Raw genomic sequence first — 16,639 nt, forward strand, 5'->3', positions numbered from 1 at the left:
GAAAATGTTCTCATGACCGAGCAGCCAGGCGATGTCCTCGACGAGGCCGTCAAGCTCTTCGACTCCCTGTGGCGCAGGATCGGCGGAGACGACGCGCGTGACCGCGGCGCCGCGAGCGCAGGCGACGACGTGTGGAGCCGGGCCACGGCCGGTGATCCGCGCATCGCGACCGGGGCCCCCGAATGCCGCGACTGCCCCATCTGCCGCGCCATCGCCCTGGCGCGCGAGTCCGGCCCGGACGTCACGGCGCATGTCCGCCAGGCGGGCCGCTCGCTGATGGCGGCGGCGTTCGACGTGCTGGCGGCCTACGAACGCACCCGCGAACCCCGGACGCCGGACCGATCCCGGCGGTCGGCGCACTCCCGGACGCCGGACCGATCCCGGCAGCCGGCACAGTCCCGGCCGCCGGGCGCGTCTCGTCCCGCGGACGGGCCGCGGCCCGCGGGCGGGCCTTCCTCGGACCCCTGGGCCGAGGCGGCACGCGACGAACCCATGGACATCGGGTAGAGCACGACGGGCCCCCGACCGGGGCGCGTGAAGAGGAGGAAGCGTAGTGGCCCTGACCATCGGCGTGGATGTGGGGGGTACGAAGGTCGCCGCGGGGGTGGTGGACGACCACGGCATGATTCTGGAGAAGGTGCGGCGTCCCACACCCTCCACCAACCCCAAGGAGACCGCCGAGGTCATCGCCGAGGTCGTCGACCTGCTCAAGGGCAAGTTCGAAGAGGTTTCCGCGGTCGGGCTCGGCACCGCCGGGTTCGTCGACGAGACCCGCTCCACCGTGCTCTTCGCGCCCAACCTCGCCTGGCGCGACGAACCCATCAAGCAGAAGGTCGAGGAGCAGGTCGGGCTGCCGGTCGTCGTGGAGAACGACGCCAACGCCACGGCCTGGGGCGAGGCGCGGTTCGGCGCCGGGCGGGGCGAGGACTTCCTCGTCCTGATCACGCTGGGCACCGGCATCGGCTGCGGCATCATCATCAACGGCGAGCTCTACCGCGGCCGGTTCGGCATCGGCGCGGAGGCCGGGCACTTCCGGGTCGTGCCGAACGGCCGCCGCTGCGGCTGCGGCAACCGGGGCTGCTGGGAGCAGTACGCCAGCGGCAACGCCCTCGTGCACGAGGCCCGCGAGCTGGCCCGGGTGTCCCCGGCGATGGCGGGACGGCTCCTGGAGCTCGGCGACGGCTCCCCGGAGGGCATCAGCGGGCCGGAGATCACCGAGGCCGCCAGGGAGGGCGACAAGGCCGCCCTGGAGTGCTTCCGCACCGTCGCCCAGTGGACCGGTCAGGGGCTCGCCGATCTGGCCGCCATCCTCGATCCCGGGGCGTTCATCATCGGCGGCGGCCTGTCGGATGCGGGCGACCTGCTGCTCGACCCCGTGCGCGCCGCGTTCGGGGACGCCCTCACCGGCCGGGGACACCGCCCGGTGGCCGACATCAGGATCGCCGAGCTCGGCTCGGCGGCCGGCATCGTCGGCGCCGCCGACCTCGCCCGGACCTGATCCTTTCCTGGACGATCACCTGATCGGGAACGGCGCGTGGCGCCCGGTGGGAAGGTGGGGTGGGTGACCACCGTCCGTGTCGTCAGCTACAACATCCGCTCACTGCGCGACGATCCCGCCGCGGTGGCGCGGGTCGTGCGCGCCCTGGAGCCGGACGTGCTGTGCCTGCAAGAGGTGCCGCGGTTCGGGCTCTGGCGCCTGCGACGACGGCGCCTGGCACGGGCCTGCGGCCTCAGGATCGCCGCAGGGCGGCGCGCCTGCGGCCTCGCCGTGTTCACCGCGCCGGGCGTCCGCCGGGTGGGCCGGGAGTTCCATCTGCTGGCCCGCGTCCCCGGCATCCACCGGCGCGCCCTGGCCCTGGCCGTGCTGGAGGTCGGCCAGGGCGACGAGGCGCGCCGGCTGATCGCGGCGAGCACACATCTCGATCTCTACGACGAGCCGCGCCGGGCCCATACCGGCGAGCTGATCGCGCACCTCGACCGCGCACGCCACCGCTACGCGGCGCCCGTGGTGGTGACCGGCGACATCAACGAGGAGCCCGGGGGCGCCTGCTGGACGATGCTGGGCGCGGGCCTCCAGGACGGCTGGACAGCGGCGCCGTCGGGAGAGGAGCTGACGTTCTCGGCCCGCGACCCGCAGCGGCGCATCGACGGGGTGTTCGCCGACCGCGGCGTCGAAGTGATCGGCTGCGGCGTCCCGGCCGACCCGGCGATCGCCGCCGACTATCCGCTGGCCACCGATCACCGGCCGGTGCTGGCCGAGCTGCGGCTGCCCGCCGAGACGCCTCCCGGAGGGGCCGCGTAACCGGGTCGAGCGGCGTTCAGACGACCGCGCCGTCGTCGGGATCGCGGGGCTCGTCGCCCATCCGCAGCACCAGCGTGACGAACCCGCCGATGAACGCGGCGACCGCCAGGAACGCGGCCCAGCCGGGCACCTCCCAGTTGAGCACCACGGTGATCAGCAGGTAGACCGGCCCGCCGACCAGCGCGATCCAGGCGCCCTTGGTGAGCGGGTCGGCGCTGGGCAGCGGGGGAGGCGGCGGCGGTACGAAGTGGCCGTCGTCGTCGGGCTCGGGAAAGTCGTCCTCGTACTCGTCCGCCGACTTGATCACGCGGGCGCGGGGGAGGCGGCCGGTGCGGTCGTCGCCCTCGTCGGCCGGCTCCCGCTCGTCCCGCAGGTTCTCCTGGTCGGGCCAGGGCACGCGGTCGCCCTCGTGCGTGGCGTCGAAACCGGCGACGATCTCGGCCCAGATGGCCTCCTCGTCGCGTTCGGCCGGAGCGGACCGGGGCGCCTCGTCCGGCGACGAACCGGCCTGGTGACCGGCGGCGGGCTGGTCGGCGCCGTCCGCGCCGTCCGGGTCGCGCGGGTCGCCCGAGCCGCGCGAGTCGAGGTCCAGGTGATCGTCCAGGTGATCGTCGAGGCGGTCGTCGGGACGTTCGTCGAGCAGGTCGGAGTCGGCGCCCCGGGCGTCGCGCAGCCTCGTCAGGTGGGCCCGCAGGATGCCCTCGGCGGTCGGCTTCATGTCGACGTCGACGTACAGCCGGTCGAGCACGTCGTCGCCCGCGGGCTCACGGGCCGGCTCGGCGGGCTCGGCGAGCCCGTCCGGCGCCGTCGCGTACGCCGCGACGCCCGCTTCGCGCAACGCCGTCAGCATGGCGTCGGCCAGATGCGGGGCGAGGTCGACCAGCGGAGCGTAGGTGTCCGCTGAGAGTCCATTGCCACGGCGATTCACGGGGCCGGCTCCTTCGTCGACTCCGGCGTGACCGGCAGCACCGGCATGGCGGTCTCCGCCCCCCTATGACCTGTGTGCCCGGGTGGGCCTGCCCGCGACGCGCGCGCCGACCACTCCCGGACACCCCGAAACGTGTGTCCCACGGTATTCGCTGCGCCGCGCGGGACAAGCCCTCGGACGCACCCAGTTGTGATTTCCTCCGCAGAGCCTACGTTCCCCGGAGGCGTATCGGGCACCGCGGGGCGAGCCCGCCGGGACTCCGGGTGTGGGCACCATGGCGACGAGATGGGAAGATGTGCCATCATCCCCGGTCCGGCGGAGACCCGCTGTCTGAGTGAGGGCTCGCGCGTCGCATGCACACGCGGGCGAGGAAGGTGTCGGCATGCTCTGGTTCTGGATCCTGCTCAGGATCGTTCTTTCGCCGATCATGTACATCGTGTGGCGGCCGCAGAACTCGGGCATGAAGAACGTCCCGAAGAGGGGCCCGGCGCTGCTGGTGGGCAACCACCTGTCGTTCGCCGACCACTTCTTCGGGCCCCTGCCCCTGTTCCGCCCGATCTTCTTCATCGGCAAGGACGACTACTTCACCGGCAAGGGGATCAAGGGACTGCTCAGCAGGGCGTTCTTCACCGGGGTGGGGGTCGTGCCCGTCGACCGCACCGGTGGCAGCGCGGCCGAGGCGGCGCTGCAGACCGGCCTGCGGATTTTGAACGAGGGCAAGCTGCTCGGGATCTACCCGGAGGGCACCCGCGCCCCCGACAACCGGCTCTACCGGGGCAAGACCGGCGTCGCGCGGCTGGCCCTGAAGTCGCGCGTGCCCGTGATCCCGATGGCGATGGTCAACACGTTCGAGCTGATGCCGCCCGGCCAGCCCTATCCCAAGCTCGGTATCCGGCCCGGCGTGCGGTTCGGGGAGCCGATGGACTTCTCGCGCTACTACGGCAGCGAGGAGGACCACGAGGTGCTGCGCAAGATCACTGACGAGATCATGCAGACCATCCGCGAGCTGTCCGGCCAGGAGTACGTCGACCGCTACGCCGCCGACGTCAAGGCCGAGCTGGCGGGCCGGGAGCCGCGCCCGTCCGAAGACGACGACTGAGCCGCGCACGGCATGGGGCTCGAAACCGCGCTCTGGCGGGCCGTCGCGGTCTACCGCTTCGTCTCGCTGCTCTATGCCGGCGTGATGATCTTCAAGAACTTCGACAAGTACGAGCATCCCCTCGGCGGCTGGGCCGTGCTGGGCGTCATGACCGTCTGGACCGGCTACGCAACGTACGCCTACTCCGACGAGCGCCGGCGGGGCTGGCCGCTCCTGGCCGTCGATCTCACGGTCGCCACCGGCTGCCTCCTGGCGACCGCCTGGGTGGAGGACAGCGAGAGGCTGCGGGCGGGCGAGCCCACACTGCCGGTCTCCTGGGTGGCGGCGGCCGTCCTTGCCTGGGCCGTCGTCGGCGGCAAACGCCTCGGGATGACCGCCGCGCTGGTGCTCGGCTCGGCGGGCATCGGAGTGCACGTCCTGGTGGGAACGGAGAACATCACGTCGGGCAACACGCTCAACGGCATCGTGCTGCTGTTCATGGCCGGCCTGGTGGTCGGGCACGTGGTCAAGCTGGCCCGGGACGCCGAGGCCAGGCTGGCCCGGGCCGTCGAGCTGGAGTCGGCGACCCGCGAGCGTGAACGGCTGGCCCGCCAGATCCACGACTCGGTGCTCCAGGTGCTGGCCATGGTGCAGAAACGCGGCGGCGAGCTGGGCGGCGAGGCCGCCGAGCTGGGCCGGCTGGCGGGCCAGCAGGAGGCCGCGCTCCGTGCCCTGATCGGTACCGGCCTCGGCGCGCCGCCTCCCGTCCGGACACGTTCGGCTGCCGCGGCGGGTGAGCCGGTCGATCTGCGGCCGGTGCTCGCCGGCCACTCGTCCACCACCGTGACCGTGTCGACCCCGGCCACCCCCGTCCTGCTGTCCGAGCACGCCGCGGGCGAGCTCGGCTCGGCGGTGGCCGCGGCGCTCGACAACGTGCGGCGGCACGGCGGGGAGGGCACGCGGGCCTGGGTGTTCCTGGAGGACGGGCCCGGCCCGGGCGAGGTCACGGTGAGCGTGCGCGACGACGGCCCCGGCATGGAACCCGGACGGCTCGCGCAGGCCGCCGCCGACGGCCGGCTCGGAGTCGCCCAGTCCATCCAGGGCCGCGTCCGTGACCTCGGCGGCACCGTGTCGATCGTCTCGGCGCCGGGCGAGGGCACCGAGATCGAGATGACCGTCCCCTCGTCGAGCTGAGCCCGGGACGCCGGGTCTCGTTTTGATCACGTGGGGTTCGGTGGCGGAGCCTGGCCTAAAGTGGCGCCGTGAGCAATGTTCCCCTCAAGGTGATGGTCGTCGACGACCACCCGATGTGGCGCGAGTCGGTGGCGCGCGACCTGACCGAGGCCGGGCACGAGGTGGTGGCCACCGCGGGGGAGGGCCGGACCGCGGTGCGCATCGCGGCCGCCGCCCGCCCCCAGGTCGCCGTCGTCGACCTTCAGCTGCCCGACATCAGCGGCGTCGAGGTGACCCGCCATCTGGCCGCCGCCGACCCGCCCGTACGGGTCCTGGTGCTGTCGGCGAGCGGCGAGCAGCAGGACGTGCTCGACGCGGTCAAGGCGGGCGCCACCGGCTACCTGCTCAAGTCGGCGGCGCGGGAGGAGTTCCTCGAGGCGGTCCAGCGCACCGGGGCCGGGGACGCGGTGTTCACGCCGGGCCTGGCCGGGCTGGTGCTGGGCGAGTACCGCAGGCTGGCGGCGGCACCGCGGCGCGAGGAGGACGACGCCCCCCGGCTCACCGAACGCGAGACCGAGGTGCTGCGCCTGGTCGCCAAGGGACTCACGTACAAGCAGATCGCCCAGCGTCTGGTGCTCTCCCACCGCACCGTGCAGAACCACGTCCAGAACACCCTCAACAAGCTCCAGCTCCACAACCGCGTCGAGCTCGTCCGCTACGCCATCGAAAAGGGCCTCGACCAGGAGTGAGCGCCCCGGCTCGGCCGGCCTTTCCGATCACCCTGCGTCAGGTGACGCGAAACCGATCAGGCTTTCCCCGCATCTATGAGGTAGGAGGAACCGGGGGAACCGGGACCAACGGCGACAGGGAGAGCGAGATGCCACTTGCCGCGGCAGGGGACACGTGGGGAATCGCGGGACCGGTCTTCCTCTGGGGGATCTTCGTTCCGGCCGCCCTCGTGCTGATCGTCATCGTCGTGCTGATCCGCAGGTCGATCTCCGCGGGCCGGGAGACCAAGCGTGAGCTCCACCCGTACGAGGCCGCCCATCTGACCGGCGGACGCATCCGCGTCGTCGGGACCGCGCTCGCGGCGCTGCGCGCCCACGGGGCGGTCGAGCCCGCCGGAGGCGGCCGCATCCGCGTCACCGAGACCCCGATCCCGGACGCCGCGCCCGTCGAGGCCGCCGTGCACGCGGTCATCCGCGAGGCGGGCGAGATCAAGGCCAAGGACGTGCCGGACGACCTGCGGGTGCGAAACGAGCTGGAGGGCCTGCGGGCGTCCCTCGAACGCGAGGGCCTGGTGCTGAGCGGCGGCGACAAGACCGGCCAGCGGCTCGCCTCGCTCCTGCTCTGGGGCCTGCTGGCCGTCGGGGCCGCCCGGCTCGTGTCGGGCCTGTCCAACGACCGGCCGGTCGGCTTCCTCATCGCCGCGCTGGCCCTCTTCACGATCGTCTGCCTGGGCTTCCTGATGGTCGGCGAGCAGACCCGCGCGGGGCGGGCGGCGCTGAAGGCCACGCGCGAACGGTTCAGCCACCTCGCCCCGTCCGCCAACCCGGCGTGGGCGACCTACGGCGCCGCCGGCGCGGCCTTCGGCGTCGCGATCTTCGGCACCAGTGCCCTGATGAGCTTCGACCCCGCGTTCGCCGAAGAGGCCGAGCTCAGGAACTACATGAGCGCGTCCGGTAGTGGCTCCGGCGGCGACGGCGGCGGTGGCGGCGGTAGTGGCGACGGTGGCGGCGGCGGTGGTTGCGGCGGCGGCTGCGGAGGCGGGTGCGGCGGATGAGCGCGACTCCTCACCTGCTCTACTTCGGCGGCAGCGCCGCCCTCCTCCTCGCAGCGCACCTCACCACCTCGTGGCTGCGCCGCGGGCGGGGTGCGGGCCGCGCGCCCGACCGTCCGCTCCACCCGTACGAGGTGGCGTACATCAACGGCGGGCCGCGCCGCGCGGTCGGCGCCGCGCTGGCCGGGCTGCGGATGGACGGCGTGGTCGCGGGCGCGGGCGGAGGGCTCCACGCGGTGGCGCCGCCGCGTACGCTCCGCACTCCGCTCGACCTCGCGATCCACCACGCCGTCGCGTCCGGCGGGGCACGGCGCGCCCGCGACCTGCCGGCACACCCGGCGGTACAGGCGGAGGTCGAAGGGCTGCGCGCCGGGCTGGAGCGGCAGGGACTGGCTCTCGACGCCGGCGAACGGCTGAGGATGCGCTTGGCCGTCTGGCCCTACGCGGCGGCTCTCCTGGTCATCGCGGTGCTGGCGATGACCGTGGGGAGCGTCGAGGGCTTCTACGTGATCCCCGCGTTCGCCGCGGCCGTCCTCGCCGTCGGGAGGTTCAAGGACGTGCCGCGGGCCACCCGTTCTGGCCGGGGAGCCGTCGCCGACACGCTCCAGCGCAACTCCCATCTGGACCCGGCTAACTCTCCCGCTTGGACGACGTACGGGACGGAGGGCGCCGCCCTCGGCGCCGCGCTGTTCGGCGCGGCGGTCCTGGTGAGCATCGATCCGGTGTTCGCGAGCGACTCGGGGGCGAGCGAGTTCATGGGCTCGGGTTCGGGCGACGGCGGGTCCGGGGGATGCGGCGCGAGCTGTGGCAGTTCGTGCGGCGGCTCTTCCGGCGGCTCCAGCTGCGGTGGCGGCGGGGGCGGCGGCGGCTGCGGCGGCGGGGGTGGCGGGGGATGATCGAAGACCTGGGCGTGGGCATCGGCTGGCGGCCTGAGATCGCCGGTTTCGTGAAGGACCTGCCCGGCCTGCGCTTCACCGAGGTGATCGCGGAGTCCGTGCACGACGGGCATCCACAGACCGGCCTGCTCGCGCTCCGCGACCGGGGTGTGCGAGTCGTGCCGCACGGCGTGCGGCTGTCGCTGGGCGGCGCGGAACCGGTCGCGGCGGAACGGGTCGCCCACCTCGCGTGGTGCGCCGAGCAGCTGAACGCGCCGCTGGTCAGCGAGCACGTGGCGTTCGTCCGGGCCGGCGGCATCGAGGCCGGGCACCTGCTGCCGGTGCCGCGCACCCGGGCCTCGCTCGACGCGCTCACCGCCAACATCCGCCGGACGCAGGCGGAGCTGCCGGTGCCGCTCGCCGTGGAACCCATCGCCGCGCTTTTCGACTGGCCGGACGCCGAGTACGAGGAGGGCGACTTCCTCACCGAACTGGTGGAACGCACCGGCGCGCTGTTGCTGCTCGACGTCGCCAACGTCTACGCCAACGCGCGCAACCGCGGCGAGGACCCGGCGGCCCTGCTGGACCGGCTGCCGCTGGAACGCGTCGCGTACTGCCATGTCGCCGGAGGAGACGAGCACGGCGGGCGCTATCACGACACCCACACCGCATCCGTCCCCGGCGACGTTCTCTCGTTGGTGAAGGAGCTGTGCGCACGGCATCGGCCGCCGGGGTTCCTGCTGGAACGCGACGGCCGCTACCCGCCCGCCGCCGAGTTGCGAGCCGAACTGGACGCCATCGCCGGCGCCGCCGGAATGGACCCCGTTACATGAACGCCGAACTCGCGGCGGCACAGGAGGCACTCGTCCGGGCGATGACGGCGGGCGGGCCGCTGCCGCCCGGCTTCGACGAGGGCGGCGTACGCGCCGCGGCCCGCGGCATCCTGCGCAAGCGTGCCGGAGAGGTGGCGCGGGCCTGGCCGGCGCTGGCCGCCTCGTACGGCTCCGAGTGGCCCGAGACGTTCGCCGAGTGGGCGGCCGAACGCCCGACCAACGGCTCGATGCGCGACGCCTGGGATTTCGCCCGCGCCCACAAGGATTCCCTCGACCGCGCCGCCGTTCTAGAACTCGCTTTGGCCGAGAGCCGCTTCTCCTACGACGGCCAATCGGCTCCACGTCCCCGCCGACTGGCTATTCGGCGCGTACCCGGCGGCCTGGCGTTCCAGCTGAAAGGCAGGACGCGCGTAATCGGACGCTAACCGGAACCTGGCCGCTGGCCGGGCGGCAGGGCGCATGCGGGCGTGCCGCCCGGGAGCCGGTAGCGGTTGTTGGCCACCAGCCGGTAGAGGCCGTGCGCCAGCCAGCGGAACGGCGGCACCATGGCGACCATCCCGAGGGGCCGCCACAGCTTGCCCGCGTCGACGAGAAGCCGCGCGATCCCCTGGGCGCCGCCGTACGTCCGGCCATCCCGGGCGACCCACACCACCTCGTACGAGGCCTGCTCAGCGTCGATGCCCAGGGAGCCGAGGTCGGCGAACTGGAACGCCACCACCTCCGCCGAGGTCGGGACGCGGCGTTCGAGAAACCGCACCGACGCCGTGCAGAACCCGCAGTCGCCGTCGTACACCAGAACGGGCCGTTCCCGGAAGCTCATGATCCCCATCATGCCGACCAGGTATGGTCTAGACCAATGCGGGCCACCGACACGGCACGGCGAATGCCGTGTGCCGTCATGCCCGCGCGACTAGGCTGGAATGCCGAACCACCAGGGAGGGCCTGTTGACCGAGCAAGAGGGCATGCGCGTCGGAGTGCTGACCGGCGGAGGTGACTGTCCCGGCCTGAACGCCGTGATCCGCGCGGTGGTGCGCAAGGGCGTCCAGGTCTTCGGCTACGAGTTCGTGGGCTTCCGGGCCGGCTGGCGCGGCCCGCTCGAGGGCGACACGGTCGCGCTCGACGTCCAGGCGGTGCGCGGCATCCTGCCCCGCGGCGGGACGATCCTCGGCTCCTCGCGGACCAACCCGATCAAGGTCGAGGGCGGCATCGAGAAGATCAAGGACAACCTCGCCGGCCTCGGCGTGGACGCTTTGATCGCCATCGGCGGCGAGGACACCCTGGGCGTCGCCCGCGAGCTCTACGACAACGGCGTCAACGTCGTCGGCGTGCCCAAGACCATCGACAACGACCTCAACGCCACCGACTACACGTTCGGCTTCGACACCGCGGTCAACATCGCGATGGAGGCCGTCGACCGCCTGCACACCACGGCCGAGAGCCACCACCGCGCGCTGATCTGCGAGGTCATGGGCCGTCACGCGGGCTGGATCGCGCTGCACGCCGGCATGGCCGCGGGCGCCAACGTCATCCTCATCCCCGAGCGGCCCTTCGACATCGACAAGGTCGTCGAGTACGTGGAGAGCCGCTTCAAGACCCGCTACGCGCCGATCATCGTGGTGTCCGAGGGCGCGCACCCGATCGACGGCCAGATGCAGATCCAGACCGGCGAGCTCGACGCGTTCGGCCACGTCCGCCTCGGCGGCATCGGCCAGCGCCTCGCCGACGAGATCGAGAAGCGCACCGGCAAGGAGGCCCGCGCGACCGTCCTCGGCCACATCCAGCGCGGCGGCACGCCGAGCGCGTTCGACCGCGTCCTCGCCACCCGCTTCGGTCTGCAGGCCATCGACGCCGTCCGAGACGGCGACTACGGCAAGATGGTCGCACTCCAGGGCACCGACATCGTCCGCGTCGACCTCTCCGAAGCCACAGCCGAGCTCAAAACCGTCCCCGTAGAGCGCTACACCGAAGCCGAAGTCTTCTTCGGCTGACAGCCCAAAAGAAAAGGGGCGCCTCCAGGCGCCCCTTTTTCCATGCTGCAAATCCCCAGCCCGCTGCCCACAAACAAGGGCCTTCGCTGCGCTCGGACAGCCTCATCGGGACTCCGCCCCGAGCCCCAAGCTGAGGGCAAGCCCCCAGACCCCCACCCCTTCAGTGGTGCATCCCTTCCGCAAGGCGTCCGAGCCCGGTCGCCTACGGCGCAAGTGGAGCGAGTACTGACACATTTCGCAGCCGCGCGGGCAGGCTAGCTCCGACCCTCCAGTGCGCTCCTCGTTCGTCCTTAGAGCTTAGGCTCGAAGGCGAATGGCCGTGCCGCTGATCTCCGGTTCCCGGTCTTCAGTGAACCGCGATGACGGCTAGTGCCAGGTACTTGCTGCCCAGCAGGGGGAAGCCCCAGGACAGGTCGTTGCCGCTGTGTAGGTCGGCCAGTGCAGAGCCGAACCGGTCCTCTGGGCTGATGCTCGTAGCCTGCGTGTGGGCCATCTTCGGAGCGTGCTGGTCAAAGTTCTCCTTGAGCCAGTTCACGGCCTCCTCGGGCGTGCTGGCCTTGCGCTGCAACATGCTCTGTGGCTTTCGCAGCCAGTCGCGCGTCAGGACTGGAGGTGTGGCCAGGCTGAGGTCGCCGCATAGAGAGTCGCGTTTGGGGCCTTGGGCTGTGGCGGTGTCGCCGTGCCACAGGTAGCAGTGAAAGGCCATCGAGAGGCGTCCTTTGACAAAGAGCAGGTCCCGCTCGCTGTCGTCGACAGGGCGGGGACCTGCTCATGGGGATGGAGTGTTACTGGACCGCGATGGTGGTCTTGGCCGGGGAGCTGTGGGGCAGGTCGAATTCGCCTGCCTTGACTCCGGCGATGAAGTCACGCCACTCGAAGTGGTCGAACGTGGAGACGTTGCCTCCTTCGTCGGTGACGATGACCGCGTCACGCACGATGGCGACGTTCACGCAGCCACACGTGTCCTGCTGCCCGTCGCACCTGCTGGATTTGATGAACACATGACTTCCTGGGGCCGTTGGGTGTTGGAACCGGCCAACCGCGCCGCGCTATCTGTGGGGAGCGGCCAGCCGGGGATCATGGGAGACAAGCTGATGCCCGCGTCATAGACCGGCGGTCCGGGACGGCGGTTGCCGTGGTTGGGGTGGCTGGTCCTCGATGGATTCGGTCATCGGACTGGCGTTGGTCCCTCGGGGCGGCCATGTCGCCTGGTGGGGGTTGCAGGCCACCGTTCCGCCGATGTGCTCCCACCAGCCGGGACCGTAGGCGATGGGTCTTCGGCAGTGGCGGCAGATCGGTTGTTCAGCCATGAGTCGGGGTGTCAGTGGCGCCGAGCGTGACGCGGATCAGCTTTCCGCCCTCGATCAGGCTCTCGACGGTCCAGTCGTCCACCAGGTGGTCGACGATGAAGATGCCGCGTCCGCTCTCAGAGTTGGAATCGGCCGCCTTCAGGACGATCGGCTCTGGAGACTCGTCCCACACCTCGACGACCGGGCACCCACCGACACCCAGGTAGCAGCGGAAGGCAATGAGCTGATCTTCTCTCGACGCCTTCACCGCATTGGTGACCAGTTCCGAGACGACCAGCCGCACGATGTAGTCGTCGCCGAGCTTCCAGTGCGACCACGCGAACGCCGCGATGTCGCGCGCTTCCTTGATCGCTGTATTCACCGGCTTCAGGACCACGGTGAAGACAAATGGATCTTCATCGGACCGCGGTGATCGTGTGGCAGACATTTCTGCTCCCGCCTTTCTCGTCATCTGCTGACGAGAATGGCGCTCTCCGGTTAAGTTCGGAAGGTTCGCACACCAAACGCAACACCGGAGAGTCACGTATGAGCAGGCGAGAGTCACTCAACCCTGAAGGCTCCCTGTGGGACCTAACGGCCGTTCAGCTGCGGAGACATCGCGAAGAACGCAAGATCTCGGGTTCTGCGCTCGGAGTCCTCCTTGGGGTCGATCGATCCACTGTTTCGCGGCTTGAGTCCGGGGAGATCAAGTTGCTGGAAAAACATGCCCGCACAATCGATCGCGAATGGGGCACAGCCGGACTATTCGGCGGACTCCTTCGCTTCGCCAAAGAAGGTCACGATCGCGAGTGGTTCGCCACTCACCTGAGCATGGAAGCACGGGCATCCGAGTTGCGGATCTGGGAGGCACTCTGGATCCCAGGCCTGCTCCAGACAGAGACCTATATCCGCGCAGCCGTAGAAGCGGCCCGGCTCCCCGGCATTGAAGACCGGGTCGCCGTCCGGCTGAATCGACAAGAGTGCCTGACCCGGACCCCGCCGCCGATCCTTCGAGTGATGCTCGACGAAGGCGTGATCAAGCAACCGGTGGGCTCCCCCGAGGTCATGAGGGAGCAGCTGGCTCAACTCCTCGAACTCGGCAGGCAACCCCACATCTCCATACGCATCGTCCCCACGAGCGTGGGCGCACACGTCGGGCGGGACGGATCCTTCAAGATCCTCACCGTCGACGGGATCGACTCGGCCTATATCGAAGCGAGCAAAGAAGGGCGGCTTGTCCAAGACGCAACGGATGTACGCTCGTTTCGACTGAAATTCGACAACATCAGTGACCACGCACTCCCTGTGGGAGCATCCGCTGAGGTCATAGCGCAGGCGATGGAGGCCCACCGATGACACCGGCATGGCGAAAGTCCAGTCACAGCGGAAGCGACGCCGGGCAGAGCGACTGCGTAGAAGTTGCGAAGCTCTCACGCAACATAGGCGTCCGGGACAGCAAGATCCCCGACGCTGGACACCTGACCTTTTCGGTTGACGACTTCGCCAACCTCATCGCCCGTGCGAAGCAGGGTGAATTCAGCGACTGAACTGCTCAGCGAAGCGAGGTTTCGGTGACGGTGGTGCGCCCGGCTGTAGTCTCGTTCCGGGTCGACGCGGACAGGGGCCGGCACAGATGAGCGAGACCGATCCGCACATCCACGTTGAGCGGAAGGTGCTAGAGGGGGCCCCGATGTCCGCAACCTGATCTCGTCGATGCTGGGCCGCGTGCCCGACGCACCCAGCGTCGTCACCTCTGGTTGCGGCCTCCAGGTCTCGTATGCGATGACCTCCTCGCGTCCGGAATGTGTCACCTGCCTCGTCTTTCGGGAGCACGCTCACTCGGAGTACCTGCGCTTTGCCGAGCAGGTCGAGCGCCTGTGGCACGGCCCGATGCCCAGGGTGAACGTCACTGGGGACCAGCTATCTGAGGCTGTGGAACGGGTCACGGAACTTGCGAAGCGGTTCTCCGAGCGCTGACGAGTCCCGGGCCAACTCGCTGTTAGAGAGCATTCCCCTTGAAGGGGTGCACCACTGAAGGGGTGGGGGTCTGGGGGCTTGCCCCCAGCTTGGGGCTCGGGGCGGGAGCCTCGATGGGGTCGTCCGAGCGGAGCGAGGGCCTTGCTTTGGGAGGCGCGAGCGGTGCGGGGCCGCGCTTGTGGGCGTGGTCACGTTGGGAACAGGTTTGTGAGTCGCGGTGTTGGGGCTCCTGGGCCACACTGGGAGCTTGGCCCTTTTCCGGTCTCTCAGGAGGATCACGCATGCCCACGCTCGACGCCGCGACCGAAGCCGTTCAGGCGCAGACGCAGGTCGACGGGGAGCCGTGCGTGCTGATCAAACTCGGTGAGGTCGTGCTCAAGGGCAAGAACCGGGAGCTGTTCGAACGGCGGCTGGCCGACAACGTGCGGGCGGCGGTCCGGCCCATCGCCCGGGTGGACGTGATCCGGCGGCACGGCGTCTTCATCGTGCGGACCAAGGACGCCACGGTGGAGAGGGTCGACGCGCTGGCCGAGCGGATCTCCGATGTCATGGGCATCGTGTGGGCGCACCGGGCGTGGCGGGTCGGCAAGGACGTCGAGAGCGTCCAGCGGGCCGCCCTTGAGCTCATGGCCGGGCGGAGCGGGTCGTTCGCGGTACGCACCAAGCGGCGGGACAAGCGCTTCCCGTTGACGTCCACGGAGCTGGACCGGCTGGTCGGCGGGCTGATCAACGACACGTACGGGCTGCCGGTCAAGCTGAAGGGGCCCGACCACACGGTCTCGATCGAGATCGACCGGGATGAGGCGTTCGTCTTTTCGGGCGGGCTGCCCGGGCAGGGCGGGCTGCCGGTCGGGATGAGCGGGCGGGGTCTCGTGCTCATGTCGGGCGGCATCGACTCGCCGGTGGCGGCCTACCGGATGATGCGGCGCGGGCTGCGGGTCGACTACCTGCACTTCTCCGGCATGCCGTTCACGGGGCCGGAGTCGATCTACAAGGCGTACGCGCTGGTGCGCGAGCTCGACAAGTTCCAGGGCGGCTCGCGGCTGTTCGTGGTGCCGTTCGGCAAGGCCCAGCAGCAGATCAAGTCGTCCGGTGCCGACAAGCTCGCGGTGATCGCACAGCGCCGGCTGATGCTCAAGACCGGTGAGGTGCTGGCGCACCGGCTGGCCGGCGGCACGCTGATCACCGGGGACGCGCTGGGGCAGGTCAGCAGCCAGACGCTGACCAACATCACCGCGCTCGACGACGCGGTGGAGCTGCCGATCCTGCGGCCGCTGATCGGCATGGACAAGATGGAGATCATGGATCAGGCGCGCCGGATCCGGACGTTGTCGATCTCGGAGCTGCCCGACGAGGACTGCTGCACGCTGCTGGCGCCGCGGCGGGCCGAGACGCGGGCCAAGATCGACGACCTGCGGCAGATCGAGAAGCGCCTGGACGTGGCCGAGCTCGCCGACCAGCTGGCCGAGTCGGTGCAGGAGCACCGGCCCGTGTACGGCGACTCCTAGTCTTTCGGGCGCGGGGGCTCGGGGCCTTCGGCGCCCATCAGCACGATCCGTTCGATCCGGACGATCCTGAAGCGGCGTCCGGCCACCTCCAGCCCGTTCTGGCGGGAGCGGCCGGACAGCTGGGCCGCGGCCGCGGCGTACTCTTCGAGCTGCTCAGTGGCGGGATGCTCGACCGCCGGCACCACGTGACGGAAGTAGGTGGCGAGCGAGTCGCGGGCCTGCTGCGGCGTCTCGTGCAGCCTGCCGCCAGGACGCCAGCGCCCGCTGGCACGTTCCGCGACGGTGAACGCGGGGGAGAGCGACACCGGGGTCAGGAACGCCCCGGGCTCGGTCGCGGTACCCGCCGTCGTCGCGTCCAGCAGCTGGCACAGCAGCTCGGCGGTGGCGATGTCCGGGGCCGACTGGTCGTCGGGCAGCAGGTCGTACGGGCGGCACGGTGGCAGGCGCCGGTCGTCCGGCCTGGGATCGAAGTCCGTCGGCCGCGGCGGCTCGGGGCCGTCCGGACCCGTGCGCACCAGCTGCTCGATCCGCACGATCCGGAAGTGCGAGCCCGCCACCCGCACGTCGTCATGAGGTTCGTCCGCCAGGCTCCGGGCGGCCGCGCGCAGCTCGCGGCCGGGTATCCAGTCGGCCAGGGCGGCGCGGTCGTGGAGGTGCTCGGCGAGCAGTTCCCGGGCTCCCTGGGGCATCGGGTCGCAGGGACAGACGATCTGCCAGCCGCGGGGCACCCGTTCGGCCGCCGCGAACAGCGCTCCCGCCGCCACCAGCTCCGGGTAGGCGGCGATGGAACGGCAGGCGTCCGCCAGCATCACCGCGGCGACCGGATCGACCCCGTCCAGGTCTTCGGGGAACAGCCGCCCTCCGGCGTCCCCATCGCCCAATGTCATGCGCGACATCATCCTCGCCA

The 16,639-nt window shown here is 70.8% G+C and carries 20 protein-coding genes and 1 pseudogene; 15 read left to right on the plus strand and 6 right to left on the minus strand.

Features of this window, described 5'->3' with window-relative positions:
- Nucleotides 1–12 precede the first annotated feature (12 nt).
- From ABD333_RS04180 to ABD333_RS04190, 3 genes are all read left to right on the plus strand, one after another.
- Complete coding sequence (locus ABD333_RS04180; RefSeq protein ID WP_344537806.1) at nt 13–507, plus strand: hypothetical protein; 495 nt, start codon at nt 13–15, stop codon at nt 505–507.
- Nucleotides 508–553: 46 nt separating this feature from the next.
- Entirely contained in the window at nt 554–1,498 is a 945-nt protein-coding gene (locus ABD333_RS04185) for an ROK family glucokinase (RefSeq protein WP_344537808.1), read from the plus strand.
- A gap of 63 nt (nt 1,499–1,561) precedes the next feature.
- On the plus strand, nt 1,562–2,302 hold the full coding sequence (locus tag ABD333_RS04190) for an endonuclease/exonuclease/phosphatase family protein (protein ID WP_344537810.1): 741 nt from the start codon (nt 1,562–1,564) through the stop codon (nt 2,300–2,302).
- Nucleotides 2,303–2,318: 16 nt separating this feature from the next.
- Here ABD333_RS04190 and ABD333_RS04195 read toward each other — a convergent pair whose 3' ends face one another.
- Entirely contained in the window at nt 2,319–3,230 is a 912-nt protein-coding gene (locus tag ABD333_RS04195) for a hypothetical protein (protein WP_344537812.1), read from the minus strand.
- Nucleotides 3,231–3,612: 382 nt separating this feature from the next.
- Here ABD333_RS04195 and ABD333_RS04200 point away from each other — a divergent pair, with 382 nt between their 5' ends.
- The 7 genes from ABD333_RS04200 to ABD333_RS04230 all read left to right on the plus strand — a co-directional run bounded on the left by ABD333_RS04200 (nt 3,613) and on the right by ABD333_RS04230 (nt 9,394).
- Nucleotides 3,613–4,329, plus strand: a complete 717-nt coding sequence (locus ABD333_RS04200) for a lysophospholipid acyltransferase family protein (protein ID WP_344537813.1) — start codon at nt 3,613–3,615, stop codon at nt 4,327–4,329.
- Nucleotides 4,330–4,341: 12 nt separating this feature from the next.
- Nucleotides 4,342–5,502 carry a MacS family sensor histidine kinase gene (gene macS, locus ABD333_RS04205; protein ID WP_344537815.1) on the plus strand — a complete coding sequence of 387 codons (1,161 nt, stop codon included), beginning with the start codon at nt 4,342–4,344 and terminating at the stop codon, nt 5,500–5,502.
- Between the two features lie 92 nt (nt 5,503–5,594).
- A complete protein-coding gene (locus tag ABD333_RS04210; protein ID WP_344538834.1) occupies nt 5,595–6,230 on the plus strand; it encodes a response regulator in 636 nt (211 codons plus the stop codon).
- Nucleotides 6,231–6,358: 128 nt separating this feature from the next.
- A complete protein-coding gene (locus tag ABD333_RS04215; RefSeq protein WP_344537817.1) occupies nt 6,359–7,264 on the plus strand; it encodes a TIGR04222 domain-containing membrane protein in 906 nt (301 codons plus the stop codon).
- Complete coding sequence (locus ABD333_RS04220; protein WP_344537819.1) at nt 7,261–8,157, plus strand: TIGR04222 domain-containing membrane protein; 897 nt, start codon at nt 7,261–7,263, stop codon at nt 8,155–8,157. The genes ABD333_RS04215 and ABD333_RS04220 overlap by 4 nt, the downstream gene beginning before the upstream one ends.
- Nucleotides 8,052–8,969, plus strand: coding sequence for an MbnB/TglH/ChrH family RiPP precursor modification enzyme (locus ABD333_RS04225; protein ID WP_344537821.1), 918 nt, complete (start codon nt 8,052–8,054; stop codon nt 8,967–8,969). Before ABD333_RS04220 ends, ABD333_RS04225 begins: the two co-directional genes overlap by 106 nt.
- Nucleotides 8,966–9,394: an SCO6045 C-terminal-like domain-containing protein gene (locus ABD333_RS04230; protein ID WP_344537823.1), complete on the plus strand. Its 429-nt coding sequence runs from the start codon at nt 8,966–8,968 to the stop codon at nt 9,392–9,394. Before ABD333_RS04225 ends, ABD333_RS04230 begins: the two co-directional genes overlap by 4 nt.
- Here ABD333_RS04230 and ABD333_RS04235 read toward each other — a convergent pair.
- Nucleotides 9,391–9,789 (minus strand): thiol-disulfide oxidoreductase DCC family protein, encoded by a 399-nt coding sequence (locus ABD333_RS04235; RefSeq protein WP_344537824.1) that lies wholly within the window; start codon nt 9,787–9,789, stop codon nt 9,391–9,393. The genes ABD333_RS04230 and ABD333_RS04235 overlap by 4 nt on opposite strands.
- Nucleotides 9,790–9,932: 143 nt before the next feature.
- On the opposite strand from ABD333_RS04235, the gene ABD333_RS04240 reads away from it, so the two are divergent.
- Nucleotides 9,933–10,958: a 6-phosphofructokinase gene (locus tag ABD333_RS04240; RefSeq protein ID WP_344538836.1), complete on the plus strand. Its 1,026-nt coding sequence runs from the start codon at nt 9,933–9,935 to the stop codon at nt 10,956–10,958.
- Nucleotides 10,959–11,304: 346 nt separating this feature from the next.
- Here ABD333_RS04240 and ABD333_RS04245 read toward each other — a convergent pair whose 3' ends face one another.
- From ABD333_RS04245 to ABD333_RS04255, 3 genes are all read right to left on the minus strand, one after another.
- A complete protein-coding gene (locus ABD333_RS04245) occupies nt 11,305–11,664 on the minus strand; it encodes a hypothetical protein (RefSeq protein WP_344537826.1) in 360 nt (119 codons plus the stop codon).
- 79 nt (nt 11,665–11,743) lie between these two features.
- Nucleotides 11,744–11,959, minus strand: coding sequence for a DUF397 domain-containing protein (locus ABD333_RS04250; RefSeq protein ID WP_344537828.1), 216 nt, complete (start codon nt 11,957–11,959; stop codon nt 11,744–11,746).
- Between the two features lie 301 nt (nt 11,960–12,260).
- Nucleotides 12,261–12,695, minus strand: a complete 435-nt coding sequence (locus ABD333_RS04255; RefSeq protein ID WP_344537830.1) for an ATP-binding protein — start codon at nt 12,693–12,695, stop codon at nt 12,261–12,263.
- 98 nt (nt 12,696–12,793) lie between these two features.
- On the opposite strand from ABD333_RS04255, the pseudogene ABD333_RS47445 reads away from it, so the two are divergent.
- The 4 genes and pseudogenes from ABD333_RS47445 to thiI all read left to right on the plus strand — a co-directional run.
- A pseudogene (locus tag ABD333_RS47445) lies at nt 12,794–12,946 on the plus strand (helix-turn-helix domain-containing protein); the annotation flags it as partial.
- 12 nt (nt 12,947–12,958) lie between these two features.
- On the plus strand, nt 12,959–13,603 hold the full coding sequence (locus ABD333_RS04260; RefSeq protein WP_344537832.1) for a DUF5753 domain-containing protein: 645 nt from the start codon (nt 12,959–12,961) through the stop codon (nt 13,601–13,603).
- Entirely contained in the window at nt 13,600–13,794 is a 195-nt protein-coding gene (locus ABD333_RS04265; protein ID WP_344537833.1) for a DUF397 domain-containing protein, read from the plus strand. Before ABD333_RS04260 ends, ABD333_RS04265 begins: the two co-directional genes overlap by 4 nt.
- Nucleotides 13,795–14,505: 711 nt before the next feature.
- Nucleotides 14,506–15,732, plus strand: coding sequence for a tRNA uracil 4-sulfurtransferase ThiI (thiI, locus tag ABD333_RS04270; RefSeq protein ID WP_344537835.1), 1,227 nt, complete (start codon nt 14,506–14,508; stop codon nt 15,730–15,732).
- On the opposite strand, the gene ABD333_RS04275 is transcribed toward thiI, so the two are convergent.
- Nucleotides 15,729–16,619: a DUF5954 family protein gene (locus ABD333_RS04275; protein WP_344537836.1), complete on the minus strand. Its 891-nt coding sequence runs from the start codon at nt 16,617–16,619 to the stop codon at nt 15,729–15,731. The two genes, thiI and ABD333_RS04275, sit on opposite strands and share 4 nt — an antisense overlap.
- Between the last annotated feature and the right edge of the window lie 20 nt (nt 16,620–16,639).

It is taken from the genome of Actinomadura fulvescens, from assembly GCF_039533225.1.
Classification (GTDB): domain Bacteria; phylum Actinomycetota; class Actinomycetes; order Streptosporangiales; family Streptosporangiaceae; genus Spirillospora; species Spirillospora fulvescens.